This window comes from Sterolibacterium denitrificans (assembly GCF_900174485.1).
Lineage (GTDB): Bacteria > Pseudomonadota > Gammaproteobacteria > Burkholderiales > Rhodocyclaceae > Sterolibacterium > Sterolibacterium denitrificans.
On sequence record NZ_LT837803.1, the window covers coordinates 837,177 to 855,898 of the forward strand.

18 protein-coding genes are annotated in these 18,722 nt (G+C 65.0%); all 18 read right to left on the reverse strand.

Annotated features, from left to right (window positions below):
- Window positions 1-11: 11 nt before the first annotated feature.
- Entirely contained in the window at window positions 12-464 is a 453-nt protein-coding gene (locus tag SDENCHOL_RS03785; protein WP_067171027.1) for an ExbD/TolR family protein, read from the reverse strand.
- Window positions 465-466: 2 nt separating this feature from the next.
- Window positions 467-1,354: a MotA/TolQ/ExbB proton channel family protein gene (locus SDENCHOL_RS03790; protein WP_067171024.1), complete on the reverse strand. Its 888-nt coding sequence runs from the start codon at window positions 1,352-1,354 to the stop codon at window positions 467-469.
- A gap of 159 nt (window positions 1,355-1,513) precedes the next feature.
- Window positions 1,514-2,155: an energy transducer TonB gene (locus SDENCHOL_RS14600; RefSeq protein ID WP_067171020.1), complete on the reverse strand. Its 642-nt coding sequence runs from the start codon at window positions 2,153-2,155 to the stop codon at window positions 1,514-1,516.
- A gap of 199 nt (window positions 2,156-2,354) precedes the next feature.
- On the reverse strand, window positions 2,355-2,978 hold the full coding sequence (gene cofC / locus SDENCHOL_RS03800; protein WP_067171017.1) for a 2-phospho-L-lactate guanylyltransferase: 624 nt from the start codon (window positions 2,976-2,978) through the stop codon (window positions 2,355-2,357).
- The gene (gene cofD, locus SDENCHOL_RS03805; RefSeq protein ID WP_154716103.1) at window positions 2,975-3,958 is read right to left on the reverse strand and encodes a 2-phospho-L-lactate transferase; all 984 of its coding nucleotides are present in this window, start codon (window positions 3,956-3,958) and stop codon (window positions 2,975-2,977) included. Before cofD ends, cofC begins: the two co-directional genes overlap by 4 nt.
- Window positions 3,955-4,719 carry a coenzyme F420-0:L-glutamate ligase gene (gene cofE / locus SDENCHOL_RS03810; RefSeq protein ID WP_067171009.1) on the reverse strand — a complete coding sequence of 255 codons (765 nt, stop codon included), beginning with the start codon at window positions 4,717-4,719 and terminating at the stop codon, window positions 3,955-3,957. The genes cofD and cofE overlap by 4 nt, the downstream gene beginning before the upstream one ends.
- Window positions 4,720-4,812: 93 nt before the next feature.
- Window positions 4,813-6,360 carry a FadD3 family acyl-CoA ligase gene (locus SDENCHOL_RS03815; protein ID WP_067171006.1) on the reverse strand — a complete coding sequence of 516 codons (1,548 nt, stop codon included), beginning with the start codon at window positions 6,358-6,360 and terminating at the stop codon, window positions 4,813-4,815.
- A 98-nt stretch (window positions 6,361-6,458) separates the two neighbouring features.
- Window positions 6,459-6,842, reverse strand: a complete 384-nt coding sequence (locus SDENCHOL_RS03820; protein WP_067171003.1) for a nuclear transport factor 2 family protein — start codon at window positions 6,840-6,842, stop codon at window positions 6,459-6,461.
- 53 nt (window positions 6,843-6,895) lie between these two features.
- A complete protein-coding gene (locus SDENCHOL_RS03825) occupies window positions 6,896-7,351 on the reverse strand; it encodes a MaoC family dehydratase (RefSeq protein WP_067171000.1) in 456 nt (151 codons plus the stop codon).
- 15 nt (window positions 7,352-7,366) lie between these two features.
- The gene (locus SDENCHOL_RS03830) at window positions 7,367-8,152 is read right to left on the reverse strand and encodes an SDR family oxidoreductase (protein ID WP_067170997.1); all 786 of its coding nucleotides are present in this window, start codon (window positions 8,150-8,152) and stop codon (window positions 7,367-7,369) included.
- Window positions 8,153-8,311: 159 nt separating this feature from the next.
- Window positions 8,312-9,511 carry an acyl-CoA dehydrogenase family protein gene (locus SDENCHOL_RS14300; RefSeq protein ID WP_067170994.1) on the reverse strand — a complete coding sequence of 400 codons (1,200 nt, stop codon included), beginning with the start codon at window positions 9,509-9,511 and terminating at the stop codon, window positions 8,312-8,314.
- 21 nt (window positions 9,512-9,532) lie between these two features.
- Window positions 9,533-10,681, reverse strand: coding sequence for an acyl-CoA dehydrogenase family protein (locus SDENCHOL_RS14305; RefSeq protein ID WP_197706838.1), 1,149 nt, complete (start codon window positions 10,679-10,681; stop codon window positions 9,533-9,535).
- 133 nt (window positions 10,682-10,814) lie between these two features.
- Window positions 10,815-11,693 carry an SDR family oxidoreductase gene (locus SDENCHOL_RS03840; RefSeq protein WP_067170989.1) on the reverse strand — a complete coding sequence of 293 codons (879 nt, stop codon included), beginning with the start codon at window positions 11,691-11,693 and terminating at the stop codon, window positions 10,815-10,817.
- 311 nt (window positions 11,694-12,004) lie between these two features.
- Window positions 12,005-13,090 (reverse strand): cytochrome-c peroxidase, encoded by a 1,086-nt coding sequence (locus tag SDENCHOL_RS03845; RefSeq protein WP_197706839.1) that lies wholly within the window; start codon window positions 13,088-13,090, stop codon window positions 12,005-12,007.
- 13 nt (window positions 13,091-13,103) lie between these two features.
- The gene (locus tag SDENCHOL_RS03850) at window positions 13,104-15,953 is read right to left on the reverse strand and encodes a TonB-dependent receptor (RefSeq protein WP_083522898.1); all 2,850 of its coding nucleotides are present in this window, start codon (window positions 15,951-15,953) and stop codon (window positions 13,104-13,106) included.
- 168 nt (window positions 15,954-16,121) lie between these two features.
- Window positions 16,122-17,129 carry a FecR family protein gene (locus SDENCHOL_RS03855; RefSeq protein WP_083522897.1) on the reverse strand — a complete coding sequence of 336 codons (1,008 nt, stop codon included), beginning with the start codon at window positions 17,127-17,129 and terminating at the stop codon, window positions 16,122-16,124.
- The gene (locus tag SDENCHOL_RS03860; RefSeq protein ID WP_067170984.1) at window positions 17,126-17,650 is read right to left on the reverse strand and encodes a sigma-70 family RNA polymerase sigma factor; all 525 of its coding nucleotides are present in this window, start codon (window positions 17,648-17,650) and stop codon (window positions 17,126-17,128) included. The genes SDENCHOL_RS03855 and SDENCHOL_RS03860 overlap by 4 nt, the downstream gene beginning before the upstream one ends.
- A gap of 291 nt (window positions 17,651-17,941) precedes the next feature.
- Window positions 17,942-18,718, reverse strand: coding sequence for a ferredoxin--NADP reductase (locus SDENCHOL_RS03865; RefSeq protein WP_067170982.1), 777 nt, complete (start codon window positions 18,716-18,718; stop codon window positions 17,942-17,944).
- Window positions 18,719-18,722: the final 4 nt, after the last annotated feature.

Consider the following 18,722-nt stretch of genomic DNA (forward strand, 5'->3'; position numbering starts at 1 on the left):
TGTTCCCCGTTTCAGCCGCCGCGTGCCGGCGGCTCGGTGATGAAGGCGATTTTCTGGATGCCGGCGCGCTGGCAGGCGAAGACCACCTTGCCTACCGATTCGTAGCGGCCTTCCTGGTCGCCACGAATGTGCACTTCGGGTTGCGGCAGCATCACGGCCACTTCCTTGAGGCGGTCGACCAGGTTTTCCATGTCGCCGACTTCCTTCAGGTTCCAATACACGTCGCCGTCGCGCGTGACCGAAATGATGATGTTTTCCGGCTTGGTCTGGGTCGGCTGGTTGGTTTCCTGGGGGAGCTCCACTGGTACGGTATGCACCACCACCGGAATGGTGATCAGGAAGATGATCAGCAAGACCAGCATCACGTCGACCAGCGGTGTGGTGTTGATCGTCGAGATCGCTTCGTCCTCATCGCCGGCGGCATTGAAGCTCGGCAGCAAGGTGGCCTTGCGGGTGGTCGCCATGCTCAGGCTCCGTTCTTTCCACGCAGCAGCAGGGTGGTATGCAGCTCACTGCTGAAGCCGCGGATGTCTTCCATCACCAGCTTGTTGCGGCGCACCAGCCAGTTATAGGAGAGTACCGCCGGCACGGCAACCGCCAGGCCGATGGCGGTCATGATCAGCGCTTCGCCCACCGGGCCGGCCACTTTGTCGATCGAGGCCTGGCCGGAAATGCCGATTGCCGTCAGGGCGTGGTAGATGCCCCAGACGGTGCCGAACAGTCCGACGAAGGGCGCGGTCGAACCGACCGTGGCGAGGAAGGACAAGCCATCCTGCATACGGGCCTGCACCGAATCGACGGCGCGCTGGATGGTCATGATGATCCAGGAGTTCAGATCGACTTCCTGGCTGCTGGATTGCTGGAATTTGCCGACCGCATCCCTCGTCGTTTCCGCGATATAGCGGAACGGCCCTTCCTGGCTGAGTCCCGCGATACCCTTTTCGATGGAGCCGGCTGCCCAGAAGGTTTCCTGCATGTGCTTGGCCTGCTGGCGCAGCTTGTATTGTTCGTAGAGCTTGATCGCCAGGATGTACCAGGAACCGAAGGACATGATCAGCAGGATGATCAAGGTTCCTCGCGAGACGAAATCTCCCTGCTTCCACAGGGCGTCGATGCCGTAGGGGTTATCGACGACTTCCTGGTCGGTGACGCTGGCCGCCAGCGGCGCCGGTGCGGGCGCTTCTTCTTCGATGGCGGGCGGTGCGCTGTTTTCGACCGCGTTTTCTGCGTCGCTCCCGACGGCAGCCGCCTGCTCCTGGGCATGGGCCAGGGTAGGCGAAACCAGCGCCGTCACGCCTCCCCCCGTGAGCATGAGGGCGGCAAGCAGGGAGGTCAGATATTTTTTGGTGGCCATGGTTTCTCCGTTGCGTTCAGTTTTCGGTTCTGCAGTTCTGCGCTTCAATGAGTCGGTGAATCAATGATGCGATGAGGTCGATGCCCCGGGTGTTTGATGTGTTGTCGTGCTTGTACGAAAGGTGTTGCTGGTGGTGGATCGGCGGTGGCTATCACTGCATCACTGCTCCAGGCGCCAAGTGTACTTGATGCTGGCCCAGCTCTGCTCGGCTTTGCCATCGACCGTGCCGGGCTTGAATTTGCATTTGCCGAGTGCTGCGCGGGCTGCCTGGTCGAGGCGGGCAAAGCCGCTCGATTTCTCGACCCGGCTGTCGATGACCTTGCCATCGACGTCGATCAGGAAATTCAGCGTCACCGTGCCTTCTTCTTCCAGGCGTTTGGATGCCGGAGGATATTCGGGTTTTTCGCAGGAACGCGCGGCGTCGATCACCGGCGCCGTGCGCACGCTGGGCTGTGCCGGCGCCGGTGCCGGCGGTGGTGGGGCAACCGGCTTGGTCGTCGTAACGACGGTGATGGCATTGCTGGGCGCGCTCGGCTGCACGGCAAGCGTCACCTCGGGCGGCGGAATATAAGGCGGTGGCGGCGGCGCCAGCTTGGGTGGCGGCGGCGGGGGCAGTTCGACCTCCGGCTGCTTTTGCACTTCTTCGATGATCTTGGTTTCGATCGGTGCCCGGACGACCTCGACCACTTTGCGCGCTAGTCCCGTCATCAGGGCATAGGCGGTCACCACATGCAACAGCACGACGATGCTAAAGCCGACTAGATGATTGGTTGGGCCTTTGCGCTGCCCCGTATATTTCATGCTTGCTCCTGAGTTCCTGCTCCGGCCGTATCTGCATGGCGTCGGGCATTCCGGCCCCGCGATCGACATGCCTGCACGAAGACAGGAAGGATGATAAAGGGGTTCAATATTTCGATGCAACCGATATGCCGGGTATAAGTACCGAGTACGTGAAAAATTACTTTCGTAATAGCGGTGTCAGTGTACCCTGCCGTCGCATTCAGCTTTGTTGCAGTGCGCCACGGAGGAAATCGTAGCGTCCGCCGGTTGCCGCCAGCAGCTGCTCGAGGTCGCGCGGCTCATCCACGTCGAAGCTCAATCCCGGCACATCGACGCGCGCCAGGGTTTGCGCATGGGCGGCGGCTTCGGTCTGATGCAGCCGGAAACTGTCGGGACCGAAGTGAAGGCGAAAGTTGAACGCTGCCGAGAGTGGCAGATAGAGCGCATTGCTGCCCTGCCCGGCCTTGTCTGGTGCGATGGCCAGTCCTTGCGCGCGGCCGGCGGCAATGAGCTGGTCGATTTCCGTGCCGCTGGCCAGCGGCAGGTCGGCATGCAGGATCAGCAATTCGTCGACGCCGCGCGCGGCGAGTTCGGCCGCGCCATGCGCCAGCGCGGCATTCAGGCCGTGACCGGGATCGTCGATGCGCATCAGGCTCGCGTCGGCCAGCGTTTCGGCAGTCACTACGGCGATTCCGGCAATCTGGCGCGCGGCGCGCAGGGCGGCCAGCACGTCGGCAAACATTTGCTCGACGAGGCGGCGGCGGGTTGCGGTGTCGAGTGTTTCGGCCAGCCGGCCCTTGGCGGCGGCGGGCGATTTCAGCGCAATCAGCGCCCAGCAGCTCATGCGCGCTTCCCCCGGCGTTTGCCGAGCGTTCGGGCATAGTCCAGCGTTTCGCGGGCCAGGCGCTGGCGGTCGTCGAGGGTTTTCATCAGGGTGTCGGCGACCAGCGTCGGCAGGCCGATGGCCGCGAGTCCGGCTTCGACGTCCGCATCGCGCACGTCGAGCACGAAGCCGTCGAGCAGCTCGCCGTAGTGCTGCGCCACGGCCAGTGGCGAGACCGAGATGCCCAGTTCCCGCATGATCTTGGCCGTCGGCCCTTTCACCGCCGCGCCGCCGATCAGCGGCGAGATGGCGATCACCGGCGCTGCGGCTTGGCGCAGCAGCTCACGCACCCCCGGCAGGGCGAGGATGGGGTCGATGCTCAGATAGGGATTCGACGGGCAGATGATGATGGCATCGACGTCGGGGGCGGTCAGCGTCGCGCAGACTTCCGCCGTCGGCGCAGCGGCTTCGGCGCCGGCAAAGCGCAGGGCGGCGACGCGCGGTTGGCACTGGTGGCGCACGAAGTAGTCCTGGAAGTCGAGCTCGCCGATGTCGGTGGTGACGCGGGTACGTACCGCCGCGTCGGACATCGGCAGCAACTGCGCCTGGATGCCCAGGTGCTGGGCGATGTCGCGGGTCACCCGGGTCAATGTCTGGCCTGCTTTCAGGCGCCGTGTGCGCTCGACGTGCAGCGCCAGATCGCCGTCGCCGAGACGGAACCAGGTTTCGCCGCCGAAGCTTTCCAGCGCCTGCATGAAACTCCAGGTTTCATCGCGGCGGCCCCAGCCGGTTTCGGGGTTGGCGAGGCCGGCCAGCGAATACAGGGCCGTGTCCAGATCGGGCGAGATGTTGAGTCCCAGATGCTCGAAGTCATCGCCGGTATTGACGATCACCGTCAATTGCCCGGACGGCACGACGTGCAGCAGGCCCAGTGCCATCTTGGCCCCGCCCACGCCACCGGAAAGCGCCACGATGCGGCGTGCTGGCGCGGCGGCATTCATTTGAACAGGTCTTCGTCGAGCGGACGGATCAGGCTTTGCGCGTTGCGCTCCGGTGCTTGCCAGGCCAGACCCTGCACCAGCACCAGCGGCGTCCCTTCGGCACCCTCGCCCATCGCCAGGCCGGCAGCGGCGGCGATTGCATCGGCATAGGCGACCTGGGTCACCTCCAGCGTGCGGCCATACATGTCCCGCTCGCCCCGGCGGTCGATCAGCGCCGGCAGACCGGCACTGCCCAGCGCCACATTCACCACGCCATTGCGCCAAGGGCGGCCGAAGCTGTCGCTGATGACGATGCCGATTTCACAGCCGAGCGCGGCGTTGAGTTGCTCGCGCAGCACCGCCGCCGAAGCGTCGGCATCGACGGGCAGCAGCAGCACGCGATCGCCCACGCCACCGTCCACGTTCGAGTGGTCGATGCCGGCGTTCGCCATTACGTAGCCGCAGCGATGGCGCACGATCAGCACGTTGGGAATCGCCCGCAGGATGTCGGTCGATTCGGACAGCACCAGTTCGACGAGGCGCGCATCCTTCTTCACGATCTGCGCCAGTTCCAGGGCATGCGGCGAGGGCTGCACCGAGGATAGATCGACGCTGCGGCCTTCGGCTTTGGAGACGATCTTCTGCGCCAGCACCAGCACGTCGCCGTCGCGTGCCTGCAGCGCGTTGCGGCGCAGGCCGTCCTGCACGATCGCAGCCAGGTCGTCGCCGGGCTGGATGTGCTTGATGCCCTGCAGGGCGGTGTAGGTGATGCCTTGTGCCATGGGCGCTGGATGTTGGAAAGATCGACCCGAAACTATATCAAAGCCGCTGACTTCCCCTTCGCGGGGGAGGAGTTGGGGGAGAGGGAGTACGAATCAGCGCAACTGATACTTGAGCACCTTGCCCGAGGCATTCATCGGCAGCGCCGCGACGATCTCGACATGGCGCGGCACCTTGTAGTTGGCCATGTTGTCGCGCGCCCAGGCGATCAACCCGGCGGCGTCGAGCGTGGCATCCGGGCGCAGTACGACGTAGGCCTTGCCGACCTCGCCCTGGCGCGCGTCGGGCACGCCGATCACCGCCACCTGGGCGATGGCCGGATGCGCCGTGAGGATGCGCTCGACTTCCGCCGGATAGCAGTTGAAGCCGCCGACGATGTACATATCCTTCATGCGATCGGTGATCTTCAGGTTGCCGTTGGCATCGAGGATGCCGATGTCACCGGTGTGCAGCCAGCCATCCTTGATGGTCTCCGCCGTTGCCTCGGGATGGTTGAAATAGCCCTGCATGACGTTGTAGCCGCGCATCACCACTTCGCCTTCGCCGCCGGCCGGCACATCCTTGCCCTCTTCATCGACGCAGCGCAGTTCGATGCCGGGCAAGGCGCGCCCGCTGGTGGTGGCGATGGTCTCGGCGTCGGCATCGCGGTCGCAGATGGTCGCCACGCCGCAGCATTCGGTCAGGCCGTAGGCGGTGACGACGATCTTGAAGCCGAGTTCATCGCGCATGCGGTGAATCATCGACGGCGCGATGGCCGCGGCACCGGTGACGGCCACGCGCAGGCTGGAGAGGTCGAAATCCTTGAGCTTCGGGTGGGCGAGGAAGGAGAGGAACAGCGTCGGCGAACCGGGCAGGAAGCTGATGCGCTCGCGGCCGATCAGCGCCAGCACGCCATCGGTGTCGAACACCGCCAGCGGATAGATGGTGCAGCCGCGCATCAGCGCCGCCAGCCAGCCGGCCTTGTAGCCGAAGGAATGGAAGAACGGGTTGATGATCAGGTAGCGGTCATCGGCCTGCAGATCGACGCAGCGCGCCCACTCGTCGAAGGCGCGGATGTTCTGGCCGTGGCAGGTCATCACGCCCTTGGGCCGGCCGGTGGTGCCGGAGGTGAACATGATGTCGGAGAGGTCTTCCGGCTTTACCGCCGCGGCGCGCTCGCGCGCTGTTGCTTCCGGTGTCTCGTCGGCCAGGGTGAGGAAATCCTGCCAGGTCGTATCCGAGCCGCGCGACTTGCCGAGCACGACGATGCGTTCAAGCTGAGGCAGCTTCTGTCCTTGCAGCATCGCCGGGAAATAGTCGTTGAGAAATTCGCCGACGCAGAACAGCAGGCGCGCGCCGCTCTGTTCGAGGATGTCGGCCGCCTCGACGCCCTTCATGCGCGTGTTGATCGGGATCAGGATCGCCCCGACGCTGTGGATGCCCAGCGCGGCGGCCACCCACTCATGACAGTTCGGCGCCCACACGGCGACGCGGTCGCCGGCCTGGATGCCCGCGCTCATCAGCGCGCGCGCCGCCTGGAGGCGCAGCGCGTCGAGGCCGGCGAAGCTCAGTTCGACGCCCGCCTCGCGGATGGCGATGCGTTGCGGATGATTGCGGGCGGCGGCTTCGATCAGGCCGGGAATGGTTTGCGGCAACGGCGACATGGCGTTTCCTTGCGACGGTGTTTGCTGAATTGGATCGTAGAGGTGTGAGGCGGAACGATGGCGTGACAAGCGCGACGGCTCGGCCAGACAGAGTGTGGTCAGTCCGCCGGCGCCATGTCCTCTGGCCCCCAATAGGCGCGCATCTCGACGATCTTGCCGGCCTCATTGAAGCGCATGGTCTCGATCACTCCGACCTTCATCGTCGGCGCGCCGGGCGGCGCGACCAGTACATCCAGGGCCATGGCGGCCGCATCGCTGGTCGAGCCGCGCTGCGGCCCGACGATGCTGAGCCTGGCGCCACTGGCGATTGCCATGGCGTAGAAGGCGCGCACCGCCTCGGCACCGCTGTGCACGCCCGCGCCCACCGGATCCTCGACCGTGGCATCGTCGGTAAACAGCGCCAGCACGCCTTCGAGATCGGCGGCATTGAGGCGCTCGACGTAGCTGCGCATGGCGGCTTTCATTTCTTCACTGCTGGGCATGGCATTCTCCTGAAAGTGACGACCATTCGTGCCGGCCAGCGGTGCGCGGCAGCTCAGAAATAATACCTGCTGATGGTGTCGACCACGCAACCCGGCTTGGCTTCGCCTTCGATATCGATGGTGATGCGGATGGTCGCCTGCACGCCCTCGCCGGCCTTGTCGACGGCGACGATTTCGCCACGGCCGCGGATGCGCTTGCCGGCTTTCACCGGCGCGGGGAAGCGAACCTTTTCACAACCGTAATTCACGCCCATCTTCATGTTGCGGATTTCGATCAGTTGCGGCAGGAACAGGTTGGCCAGCGACAGGGTGAGATAGCCATGGGCCACGCAGGCGCCGAACGGGCCGTTCTTGGCGCGTACCGGATCGACGTGGATCCACTGGTGGTCGTCGGTGGCGTCGGCAAATTTATTGATGCGCTCCTGGGTCAGTTCGATCCAGTCGGTCGCGCCCAGGTCCGTGCCGGCGGCGGCGAGAACTTCAGCGGCGGAAGAGAAGACGGTGGTCATGTGCATCCTCCTTGATCAGGCGCGCTGGCTGCTGACCGAGACGATTTCGCCGGTCATGTAGGACGAGTAGTCGCTGGCCAGGAACATGATGACGTTGGCGATTTCCCAGACTTCGGCGGCACGGCCGAAGGCCTCGTTGGCGGTGAGTTTCTGCAGCAGTTCCTCGGAGGCCGATTTCTTGAGGAACTCGTGCAGGGCGATGCTCGGCGAGACGGCATTGATGCGCACGCCATGGTCGGCGGCTTCGACCGCGCTGCAGCGGGTCAACGCCATCACGCCGGCCTTGGCGGCGGCGTAGTGCGCCTGCTCCTTCTGCGCGCGCCAGCCGAGCACCGAGGCATTGTTCACGATGACGCCGCGCCCGCGCGGCTGCATGACCTTGAGCATCGCCCGCGTCATGCGGAAGGTGCCGGTCAGGGTGATGTCGATGACCTTGTTCCACTCATCGTCGGTCATCTCGACCAGCAGCTTGGAGCCGCCCAGGCCGGCGTTGTTGATCAGCACGTCGACGCCGCCGAGCTTGTCTTCGGCAAAGTCGATGAGCGCCTGCACCTGCTCTTCCTTGGTGACGTCGCAGAGCTGGCCGAACACGGGACGGTCGCCGGCGATGGCCTTCAGTTTCTCGACCGATTCGCTCAGGCGGCGCTCGTGCATGTCGGAAATCACGATCGCCCGGCAGCCTTCCTCGACGCACTTCTGCGCCGTGGAAAAGCCGATGCCGGCGCCGGCGGCGGCGGTGATCAGGACGGACTTGCCGGTCAGCAGGCCGTGGCCGGGAACGTAGGGGGGAGGTGCTCGCATGATGTGGTCCTTAGTGAAACTTTAGAAACTGGTCATTGATTGGCAGCCAGGCGTATCGTTACTTCCGTCATTCCCGCGCAGGCGGGAATCCAGGGGGCGCGGATACATGGATTCCCGCCTGCGTGGGAATGACGATGTCTGATGCGGTGGCGCCTCTGGTTATTTTTCTCTCGGTTCCTTGGGCATGCCCAGGGCGCGCTCGGAGATGATGTTGAGCTGGATTTCGTTGGTGCCGGCGTAGATGGTGTCGGCGCGGCTGAACATGTAGATGCGCTGCAGGTGGGCGCGCGCGAGGTTGAACGCATCGTCCCGCTCGTCGAGGATCTCGCCCTCGCAGCCGTAGATGTCCATCGCCAGCTTGCCCAGGTCGCGGTGCCAGTTCGACCAGTAGTACTTGTACATCATGCCGGCGCGCGGCAGCGTGCCGTCCTGGGTGCCGGAGAGCATGCGCAGGGCGTTGTAGCGCATCACCTTGAGGCCGCTCCAGGCCGCGGCGATGCGCTGGCGGATCTGCGGATTCTGCGCTGTGCCATTGGCTTTGGCGGCCTGGCAGACCAGTTCGAATTCGTGCAGGAAGTGCATCTGCTGGCCCAGCGTGGAGGCGCCGCGCTCGAAGCCGAGCAGCGCCATCGCCACCTTCCAGCCTTCGCCGGGCTGGCCGATGATGTGGTCGGCCGTGGTGCGCGCGCCGTCGAAGAACACTTCGTTGAATTCGGCGGTGCCGGTGAGCTGGCGGATCGGGCGGATTTCGATGCCCGGCTGGTCCAGCGGCATCAGCAGGAAGACCAGGCCCTTGCTGCCCTGGCTATCCGGATCGCAGCGCGCGACGACGAAGATCCATTGCGACTCGTGGGCCAGCGAAGTCCATACTTTCTGGCCATCGACCACCCAGTCGCCATTGGCTTCCTGACGCGCGCGGGTGCGCACGTTGGCCAGGTCGGAACCCGCGCCCGGCTCGGAATAGCCTTGGCACCACAGCTCCGTGCCGTTTCTGATGCCCGGCAGGAAGCGCTGCTTCTGCGCCTCGGAACCCATGGCGATCAGCGTCGGGCCGATCAGGCCTTCGCCGATATGGCCGACGCGGCCGGGGCCGCCGGCGCGCGCGTATTCCTCATGGAAGATCAGTTGCTGCGCCAAGCTCAAACCGCGTCCGCCGTGCTCCTTGGGCCAGCCGACGCAGGTCCAGCCGCCGGCCGCCAGTTTCTTCTCCCATTCCTTGCGCAGTTCGGGAAAGGCATCCTCATCGCCGGGGCCGCCGCGATGCCTGAGCGGGGCGAATTCGCCGATCAGGTGGGCCTGCATCCAGGCGGCCACTTCCTTGCGGAAGGTCTCGTCGGCTGCTGAAAACTCTATCTGCATGTTTGATCCTTTTCCCGCGATTCAGGCTGCATCCAGCAGTGCGCCGGCAATACGCTCGCGCAGCGCATCGCTGCTGCCCAGCCAGTGCGCGCTGGCCTGGGCGCGCTTGAAGTAGAGCTGGGGATCGTATTCCCAGGTGAAGCCGACGCCGCCATGCAACTGGATCGCCTCGGCGGCGCAGTGGCAGTAGGTGTCCGAGGCCAGCGCCTTGGCGGCCGCCGCTTCGAGCAGGAAGTCGGCAGCCAGCGCGGGATTCTCGGCGACGGCTGCAGCGCCGTAGATCGCCGAGCGCGTCGCTTCGATCTTCACCATCATTTCGGCGCAGCGGTGCTTGATCGCCTGGAACGAGGCGATGGTGCGGCCGAACTGCACGCGCTCCGAGGTGTAGGCCACGGTGAGGTCGAGACACTGCTGGGCGCCGCCGAGCTGCTCGGCGGCCAATGCCAGTTGCGCCTTGGCGACGGCGCGCGGCATGGCCGCGGCCACCTGCTGTGGCGTGGCGATCTGCGCGTCGGCGGGCAACTGGACGTTATTCAGGGTGACGCTGGCGACGCGCCGCGTCAGGTCGAAATTCTTCAGCGGCGTGCGCGTGATGCCCGATAGCGTGGACGGGAAGGCATACAGCGCGACGGCGCCCGTGATGTCGCGCGCCGGCACGATCAGCAGATCGGCCGTGGCGCCGTCGGCGACGATGGCGAAGCTGCCATTGATGACGTTGCCGCCGGCACCGACGCTGATCGCCGCATCGATACCATTGTCACCCCGCGGCTGCCAGTCCATGCCCCGCTTGGCGAGGGCAACGGTGGCCGTCAGCTCGCCGGAAGCGATGGCCGGCAGGTAGCGCTGCTTCGCAGAGTCTTCAGCGACTTCGAGCAGCACCTGCGCGGCGAGGCCGACGGTGGCGTAGAACGGCGCGCACAGCAGGCGGCGGCCCATCTGTTCCATGAGCAATACCAGCTCGACGCTGCCCAGGCCCAAGCCTTCATAGGCCTCGGGAATCGGTGTCGCGCACCAGCCGAGTTCCTGGCCGACCCGGGTCCAGACGGCCGGGTCGAAGCCGGTTGCGGTTTCCATCGCCGCGCGCACGGCGGCGGAAGAACTGGCTTCGGCGAGAAACGCCTCGGCCGTGTCGCGGATCATCTCCTGATCGGAGCTGAGGGCAAAATCCATGAGGGTCCTCTATGCTGGATGAAACCCCGGATTCCCGTCATCCCCGCGCAGGCGGGGATCCATGGATCACCTGAAAAGGCTGGATTCCCGCCTGCGCGGGAATGACACTTCCCGGGGCCTGAGGTACTTCGAATCAGGAACCGTAGACCTTTTGCGGCGGCACGGCTTCCTTGATCAGATCCTGAACCACTTCGGTCAGCTCGCCCGGGTTCCAGCGCGCTTTCTTGTCGCGCGCCGGGCCGAAGCGCCAGCCATCGGCCAGCATCACCTGGCCGCCGGCGACTTCGAAGGTGCGGCCGGTGATGCCCTTGGACAGCGGGCTGCCGAGCCAGACGACGAGCGGCGCGACGTTGGCCGGATCGTAGTAATCGAAGCTGCCGTCTTCAGGTTTCTTCATCATTTCGGCGAACGGGCCTTCGGTCATTAGCGTGCGCGCCGACGGGGCCAGCGCGTTGGCGGTGATGCCGTAGCGGCCGAGTTCGGCAGCCTGCACCAGGGTCAGCGTGGCGATGCCGCCCTTGGCGGCGGAGTAGTTGCTTTGTCCGATGGAGCCCTGCAGGCCGGCGCCGGAGGTAGTGTTGATGATGCGCGCATCCACGGCCTGGCCGGCCTTGGATTGATCGCGCCAGCGCTTGGCGAGAATGTTGGCCAGGCAGAAGTGGCCGCGCAGATGCACGCGCATGACCTGATCCCAGTCGTCCTCGCTAAGGCTGACGAACATGCGGTCGCGCACGATGCCGGCGTTGTTGACGATCACATGCACGTCGCCGAAGGCGGCGACGGCGGCATCGACGATCTTCTGCGCCGTATCCATGCGGGTGATGTCGTCGCAGGTGGCGATGGCCTTGCCGCCGGCCTTGATGATCTCGTCGCGCACGGCCTCGGCCGCTTCGACGCGGATGTCATTGACCACCACGTTGGCGCCCTCGGCGGCGAAGGCCAGCGCGTAGGCCTTGCCCAGGCCGCTGCCGGAGCCGGTGATGATGACGGTACGCTGATCGCAGATTCCCATGTTCCTGTCCTTTAAGAGTTCAAACCATCCTGACGCCAGTGCAGCCGATACCCGGCTGATTTTCGGCAACCGCTCATTTTTTCCACAGGGCGCAATCGGGGCATCGTCCGATGGGACTAAACCCGTGGCATGCCGTGCCGTCTGCGCCGACCATCCCGGCGGGCTTGAAACGTTCGCCATACTTCACCATGCTTGCCATGAAAAACACCCCAAAGGCTGGATCGGCGTCCAGCCGTCGGGGTGCAGTCGAAATCAGGTTTTGGTCGGCAGTCCGAGAGGCGTCGTGGCCTCTCTGTCGCCCCGTTGCTGAACTACAGAACCTTCAGGAAGGCCTCCAGCGCTTCGATTTCATCGGGTCTCAACTGGAGCGGCGCCAGCAGCGGAGACGTCACCGGGAAGCGGGGATCGGCAGCCTGCGCGGCATTGGCCGGCCGGGGACGGAACATGCCGGCGTTATAGGCGTTGAGAATGCCGCGCAGCGAAGGAAACAGGCCGTTGTGCATCCACGGTCCGCTGCGCGAGACGTTGCGCAGCGTCGGTGTCTTGAATTTGCCGACGTCCGCATTGTCGCCGGTCACGCCGTAGCGCCCCAGGTCTTCGTACTTGCGCCCGAAGTAGGTCAGGCCCAGGTTGTGGAACTGGCTGTCGCTGAGCGCCGGGCCATCGTGGCAGGTCATGCAGCGTGCCTTGGTGCGGTACAGGTGCAGGCCGCGCAACTGTTTGTCGTCGAGCGCCTGGGCGTCGCCCTTCAGGAAGGCGTCGAAGGCCGTCGGCGCCGGCGCCAGGGTGCGCTGGTAGGCGGCCAGCGCGGCCTGGATGCGCGGCAGCGAGATTTCCGCATCGCCCCAGGCTGCGGTGAATGCCTCGGCGTAGCCGGATATCGCAGCGAGCTTGTCCGGCAGGCGGTTGATATCCATGGCCATTTCCGCCTGGTCGGCGATCGGGCCGAGCGCCTGCAATTCGAGGCTGGGTGCGCGTCCATCCCAGAACAGGCTCTGCGCATGCCTGACGCCGACCAGGGCCGGCGCATTGCGCCGCCCCTTGCGACCCAGATGTCCCGGCGTGACCGGCTGGGCGTCGGCGTAGGCGTGATCCGGCCGGTGGCAGGAGGCGCAGGCGATCTTGCCGGAAGCGGAGAGCGCCGTATCGAAGAACAGTCGGGTACCCAGGCCCAGCAGCGGTGCGGGCGGTGCCGGCAGATCGGGTGCTGCCGCCGCTGCCATTTCCCGCCAGGCGACCTTGCCTTCGACCTGCGCCGCCGGCCACTGTGTGATCGGCTGCGCGTAAGCCCGGCGCAGGCAGGCGATGTCGCCGCCGTCCGCGGGGCAGTCCGCGGCAGCGGCGGCGGCAAACGACGGCACGGCGAGCAGGACGGCCGGCAGCAGGCGTTTCATCATGGTGCGCATGCCGTCAGAAACGGTAGCCGACTTCCAGCCAGAATTGGCGGCCGACTTCATAGACGGGAATGCCGGTGCTGATGGCCGTGTTGCTGTCGGCTACCGAGACCGCGTCGAGCACGTTGAATACGTCGAGATTGACGAACAGGGCCTGCTTGCGCGCGAGCGGGATTTCCCAACCGAGACGCATATCCCAGGTCAGGGCGTTGCTGAACTTGCGCTTCGACCAGATGGCGACTTTCTGGCCATCATGAACGATGGGTGAACTGGCGGCCGAAGTCGTTTGGGCAATCTTGGAGTAGGCGGCCCGGTAGCGCAGGAAGTTGGTCCAGGTCAGATTCCATTGCGGGATGTTGGTGAGACTCGACAGGCGCAAGGTCCATGGGCGGTTGTAGTTGTCGGCCGGCCGGTCGGCGTAGCGCATGATCTGGCCGTTGTATTGAATGTAGGGGTTGAGTATGTAGTTGGTACTGTCGACGCTGTCATACAGGTAGTCGGGGGCGTTCTGTTTTTTGTCGGTCCAGTCCAGCGCCAGTTGCCCCGTCGTTCGCGTGCCGAGCCAGCGGATTTCCTGCAGGGGCGTCACCGTCAGGGTCACGATGTCGGTTTCGCTCCTGCCGCCGTTGGTGTAGGTGGTGTAGCTGGGGGAGAGCGTCGGGTCGGTCGATGGCTGGCCGATGCTCGTACCCGACACCTGGATGACCTGGTCGCGGCCCTTGCGGTTGACGTACTTGAGGTCGTACTGCGCGCCGAGCCAGCGCTGGCCGATGCCGGCCATCAACTCGTCGTCGTAGGGAATCTCCAGTTCGCTGAATTTGACCAGGTTGGTGGCCTGGGTGCCCAGCGTCCAGGCGTCGTCCAGCGTGGTGCGCTTTTCCGTGTTGTAGCGCAGTTGGTTGCGGCCTTCCTGCAGGCGCCAGCTGGTGATGCTGCGGCCGTAGTAGCGGTTGGCGCCGGCGTTCAGCACCGTGCCGCGATCGGCGAAAACGTCGTACTGCGCCGCAAGGCGCGGGGCGAGCGTGGTCTTGTTCATGTAGTCGTCGCTGTCCAGTCGCAGGCCGGGGCGCAGATTGAGCTTGCCGAAGTCGATCTCATCCTGCAGCCAGGCCGTCTGCTGGTTCGTGGTGAAGTCGAACGCGCCAGTGGCGTAGCGGGTGCGCTGGGTGAAGAACTGGCCGTTCCAGCCAGCCAGCGTCGTGCCTATGTCGCAGGCCACGCTGTCGGTGACGCCGCTGCCGTTGGTGCAGGTGCTGGTCGCTACCGGCGTCACGTAGGTGCTGCTCTCGGTCAGCCGCGCGTAGCGCACGTATTGCCGGGAAAGCTCCAGGCCGGTCTGCAGGCGGTGCGTCGCACCAAGCAGAGAGAAGGATTTCCAGTCGGCGTTGATGCGGTAGGACAGGGTTTTCTGGGCTTGATCGACGTCGCCATAGCCGCCTTCGTTGCTGCTGGTGGTCGCCGTGTTGCCGATGCCCCAGTCCTTGGTCGTGGATTTGCGCCAGGTGAACCAGTCGTCGTAAGCCGAATCACGCGACTGCTCCAGCTTGCCGTAGGACAGGTTGTGCTCGACCTTGGCCAGGTCGCCGTCCCAGCGCGCCTTGAGGTTGAGCTGGGTGCCGCCGGATTGCGTCTCGAAAGACGAATTGGCGGAGTTGCTGCGCCAGTAAATGTTGTTTTCCGGCGCGTAGGCGAGGCTGGATTCGATCTCCAGGCGGTCGGCCGGTTTCCAGAAGGCCTTGACGAAATAATTGTCGATCTCGCGCTTCTGGTCGCGCTTTTCGCTGCCCATGGCGGCGACATTGTTGGACGAATAGAAACTGGTCGGCATGCTCGAACGCTTCTGGCTGATGTTGGCGAGCAGGCCGAAGTTGTCGGTCAGGTGTCCTTCCAGCGTGGCGCGCACGATGGTCTTGTCGAACTCGGGCTGCTCGTTGTAATTGCCCGAATTCTCGAAGCTGTACTGCTGGGCTTCGTCGATGTGGTAGCGCGTCCAGGACGAGCGGGTGCTCTGGTAGGAAATCTTGCCGCTCGGTTCCTTGCTCGGCCTGCGGGTATTCGCCTCGACCACGCCGCCGTTGAAGCGGCCGTAGGCGGCGGGCACGTTGCTGTCGTAGACGACGATGCTTTCGAGCAGGTCGGTGTCGAGCGCCAGGCCCTGGCTGCGGCCCGGCACATCGGCCAGCAGGTTCGGGTTGCTTTGTCCCGGGTCGATGTCGTTGTTCATGTTGACGCCGTCGACGACGAAGGCGTTCTGGTAGAACTTGGCTCCGTTGATGCTGATGTCGGCCGGCGCAATTTCGCCAGGCGTCTTGCTGCTCAGTTGCAGATTGTCGAAGGCTACGCTCGGGTTGATTTTCAGCAGGCTGGTGATGTCGCCGTTGCCGCCAGGCTGGGCCTCTATCGTGTGGCGGTCGATGGTCGATGCGCCCATCCATTCGCGTCCGTCGACGACCAGTACCGGGGCCAGCGCCGTTGCGCTGCCGCTTTCGCCGGAAGCGCCGGTGCGCAGCGCCGGGATGGCGACCAGTATGTAGCCGGAAGCCGTCTGCTCCATGGTGTAGCCGGAACCGCGCAGCAGCGCGGCGAAGCCGCCGGCGATGTCGTAATCGCCGTGCAGGCCGTCGCTGCGCAGTCCCTTCAGTTTTTCGGCGTCGATCGCCAGCGGCACGCCGGTTTGCAGCGCGAAGCGGTTGAGCGTCGCATCCAGCGGGCCGGCGGGAATGTCGTAATGGCGTGCCGTCGGCGTCTGGGCGGCGGCCGGCAGCGCGAACGCCAGGTGGCCGGCGAAGGCCAGGCCGAGCAGCAGGGAGCAGCGGTTTCTGATTGCGGTGGCGCGGATGCGGCAACTGCGGATTTCAGGTTTCATGGTCAGCGGGTTCCATCGAATGGTTGGCGATTGCTCGCGGAAAATCGATGACTGCGGGAACTGGCTAACGCAAGAATGTCCGGCCTGCTTGGCTATCCAACATCGTCCATCGTTCGGGTTGACGAACGAAATTGCCAAAGCGGAACCGGACGGCCAAAAAATCAGGAGTCAGCGCTCTGCCTTCCGGCTGACGACGACGAGGTAAGGCGTCAGGCTGCGTATCCGTAATGCCGGAAAGCTGTTGGCGAGCAATTGCAGCGACCGGTCGGTGTCGGTCAGCGACAGCACGGCGGAGACGCGAATGTTGGCGATTGCCTCGCGGTCGTAGTGGATGTAGCCGTAACGCTGGCGGGCAAGCGCGTCGAGCACCTCGCCCAGCGGGCGGTCACGCACCACCATCTGGTGAGTCTGCCATGCCGCTTCCAGCAGGTCGGCGTCGATCGGCTGAGGGAGCGGGTCTTCGTGGCATGCCGGCCCGAAGGCCAGGCTTTCGCCAGCGCGCACGACTGCAGGAAAACCCGCTGGCGCGGCGCGGACCTCGACGCGTGATTCGCGCATGCCGAGCCGGGTGCAGCCTGCTTCCTTGCTGACCAGGAAACGCGTACCCAGCGCCCGGATGCGGCCATGTTCGGTTTCGACCACGAAAGGCCGGCCTGCCTCGCTGGCGACATTGACCAGGATGGCGCCCTGCAATAGCTTGACGGTGCGCTGCCGGGCGTTGAAATCGAGGCTGACCTCGCTCGCTCCGCCCAGCGACAGGCGGCTACCGTCATCCAGCGTGTGCGAGGCCCATTCGCCGCGTTCGGTGCGCAGATTGGCCAGCATCCGGCCGGCCGGGTCGTCCTGCCAGACCTGCCAGACGGATAGGGATAGCGCCAGCGCGCAGACCAGCAGGATGGCGACCGTGCTGCCCTGGAGGCGCGTCCATGCGGCATCCGGCGCGGCGCGCAAGGCCTTGCGCGCCGTCTCCTGCGTGCCACTGCGCCGGATGTGTTCCAGACCGTCCATCAGTTTCTCCAAGCGTTCGGCGGCAACCGCGTGTCGTGGATCGGCCGCTTGCCAGGCGGCGTAGCCGCTCGCCGCCGCCTGCCGCTCCTGGGGATCGTCGGTACCGAGGCGGACGATCCATTCGGCGGCTTGTTGCGCCACGCCGTCCATCGCTGCCGGAGAATTCATGACGTCATGCCGCTGGGAAGCCCAGGGCTGGCGCACCGAACCAGGCATTGGACCAGGTATTTGCGCACCATGCGCGTGCTGACCTTGAGCCGGGCGGCGACCTCGGCATGGCCCAGTCCGTCCAGATAATGCAGCAGGAAAGCCTCGCCGGCCTTGCGCGGTACCTGTTGCAGCGCATCGCCGATTTGCACGAGCGTCTGCGTGGCGATCAGGAGGTCTTCCGGCGAAGGGTGTCCGGCCACGGCCAGGCTGTTTGCAGCGCCGGCCAGTTCGGCCAGATAGGCTCGTTCGATGGCCGCGCGACGCGTCTGGTCGATGAGCAGGCGGTTCGCCGTGGTCGTCAGATAGGCGCGCGGCGCGCGCATGGCGAACAGGGCATCGCGCGAGGTGATGATGCGCAGGAAAGTGTCTTGCGCCAGATCGGCGGCGCGTTCCGGACAATCGAGCCGGCGGCGCAGCCAGGCGCATAGCCAGCCATGGTGGTTGCGGTAGAGTTCGGCGACGGGGTTGGCGGCAGACACGTCAGGCTCCGGGGAACGGGAAAAATTCTGGCTGACTACCGGGTAGGTGGCTTGCTATTGATAATGATTCTTATTCTCTCATTGATGGTGGAGGCGTGCAATGCCCGGGAGGTGGAGATAAGCGCAATTGGTTGAATGGGCTGGTTTGCCCTTGCCGACTGGCATTGGCGTACCAAAAAAAACAGGCCTGCGAAATCGAATCGCAGGCCTATTCCGCTCTGCCGGACGAGCGTCACTCCCATTTCTTCCGGCGAGTCTTCCGCCCCGCCCCGGCGAGGGCCTGCGAGGCTGTTACTTCTCGACGAAAGCCCGCTCGATCACGTAATCGCCGGCCACGCCGGTGCGCGGCGAGATTTTGAAGCCGCGCGCGTCGAGCAGGGCGCAGGTGTCCTTGAGCATGCTCGGGCTGCCGCAGAGCATGGCGCGGTCGCGCGCCGGGTCGAGCGGCGGCAGGCCGATGTCCTCGAACAGCTTGCCGCTTTCGATCAGGTCGGTCAGGCGGCCGCGGTTGCGGAAGGGTTCGCGCGTCACGGTCGGGTAATAGATCAGTTTGGCGCGCACGTCTTCGCCGAAGAATTCGTGCTCGCGCAATTCGCGGCTGATGAAGTCGGAGTAGGCCAGCTCATTGACCTGACGCACGCCATGCACCAGCACGACCTTCTCGAAGCGCTCATAGGTTGCCGGGTCCTGGATCAGGCTAAGGAAGGGTGCCAGGCCGGTGCCGGTGCCGAATAGGTAGAGGTACTTGCCGGGCAGCAGATCGGGCAGCACCAGGGTGCCGGTCGGTTTCTTGCTGACCATGATGTTCTGTCCCTCTTGCAGGTGCTGCAGGCGCGAGGTGAGCGGGCCGTCCTGCACCTTGATGCTGAAGAATTCCAGATGGTCGGCATGGTTGGCGCTGGCGATGCTGTAGGCGCGCATCAGCGGCTTGCCTTCGACCTCCAGGCCGATCATGACGAATTGTCCATTTTCGAAGCGCAGACTCGGATCGCGGGTCGTGCGGAAGCTGAACAGGGTATCGTTCCAGTGATGGACGCTGAGGACGCGCTCGGTGTTGAGATTGCTCATGGAC

Coding starts and splice junctions, on each gene's coding strand:
- cofE (WP_067171009.1), bottom strand. CDS start 4,719: ATGGCACAAGGCATCACCTACACCGCCCTGCAGGGCATCAAGCACATC.
- SDENCHOL_RS14305 (WP_197706838.1), bottom strand. CDS start 10,681: ATGGATTTTGCCCTCAGCTCCGATCAGGAGATGATCCGCGACACGGCC.
- SDENCHOL_RS03820 (WP_067171003.1), bottom strand. CDS start 6,842: ATGCCCAGCAGTGAAGAAATGAAAGCCGCCATGCGCAGCTACGTCGAG.
- SDENCHOL_RS03785 (WP_067171027.1), bottom strand. CDS start 464: ATGGCGACCACCCGCAAGGCCACCTTGCTGCCGAGCTTCAATGCCGCC.
- cofC (WP_067171017.1), bottom strand. CDS start 2,978: ATGAGCTGCTGGGCGCTGATTGCGCTGAAATCGCCCGCCGCCGCCAAG.
- SDENCHOL_RS03825 (WP_067171000.1), bottom strand. CDS start 7,351: ATGACCACCGTCTTCTCTTCCGCCGCTGAAGTTCTCGCCGCCGCCGGC.
- SDENCHOL_RS14300 (WP_067170994.1), bottom strand. CDS start 9,511: ATGCAGATAGAGTTTTCAGCAGCCGACGAGACCTTCCGCAAGGAAGTG.
- SDENCHOL_RS03845 (WP_197706839.1), bottom strand. CDS start 13,090: ATGATGAAACGCCTGCTGCCGGCCGTCCTGCTCGCCGTGCCGTCGTTT.
- SDENCHOL_RS03830 (WP_067170997.1), bottom strand. CDS start 8,152: ATGCGAGCACCTCCCCCCTACGTTCCCGGCCACGGCCTGCTGACCGGC.
- SDENCHOL_RS03850 (WP_083522898.1), bottom strand. CDS start 15,953: ATGAAACCTGAAATCCGCAGTTGCCGCATCCGCGCCACCGCAATCAGA.
- SDENCHOL_RS14600 (WP_067171020.1), bottom strand. CDS start 2,155: ATGAAATATACGGGGCAGCGCAAAGGCCCAACCAATCATCTAGTCGGC.
- SDENCHOL_RS03865 (WP_067170982.1), bottom strand. CDS start 18,718: ATGAGCAATCTCAACACCGAGCGCGTCCTCAGCGTCCATCACTGGAAC.
- SDENCHOL_RS03790 (WP_067171024.1), bottom strand. CDS start 1,354: ATGGCCACCAAAAAATATCTGACCTCCCTGCTTGCCGCCCTCATGCTC.
- SDENCHOL_RS03855 (WP_083522897.1), bottom strand. CDS start 17,129: ATGAATTCTCCGGCAGCGATGGACGGCGTGGCGCAACAAGCCGCCGAA.
- SDENCHOL_RS03815 (WP_067171006.1), bottom strand. CDS start 6,360: ATGTCGCCGTTGCCGCAAACCATTCCCGGCCTGATCGAAGCCGCCGCC.
- cofD (WP_154716103.1), bottom strand. CDS start 3,958: ATGAATGCCGCCGCGCCAGCACGCCGCATCGTGGCGCTTTCCGGTGGC.
- SDENCHOL_RS03840 (WP_067170989.1), bottom strand. CDS start 11,693: ATGGGAATCTGCGATCAGCGTACCGTCATCATCACCGGCTCCGGCAGC.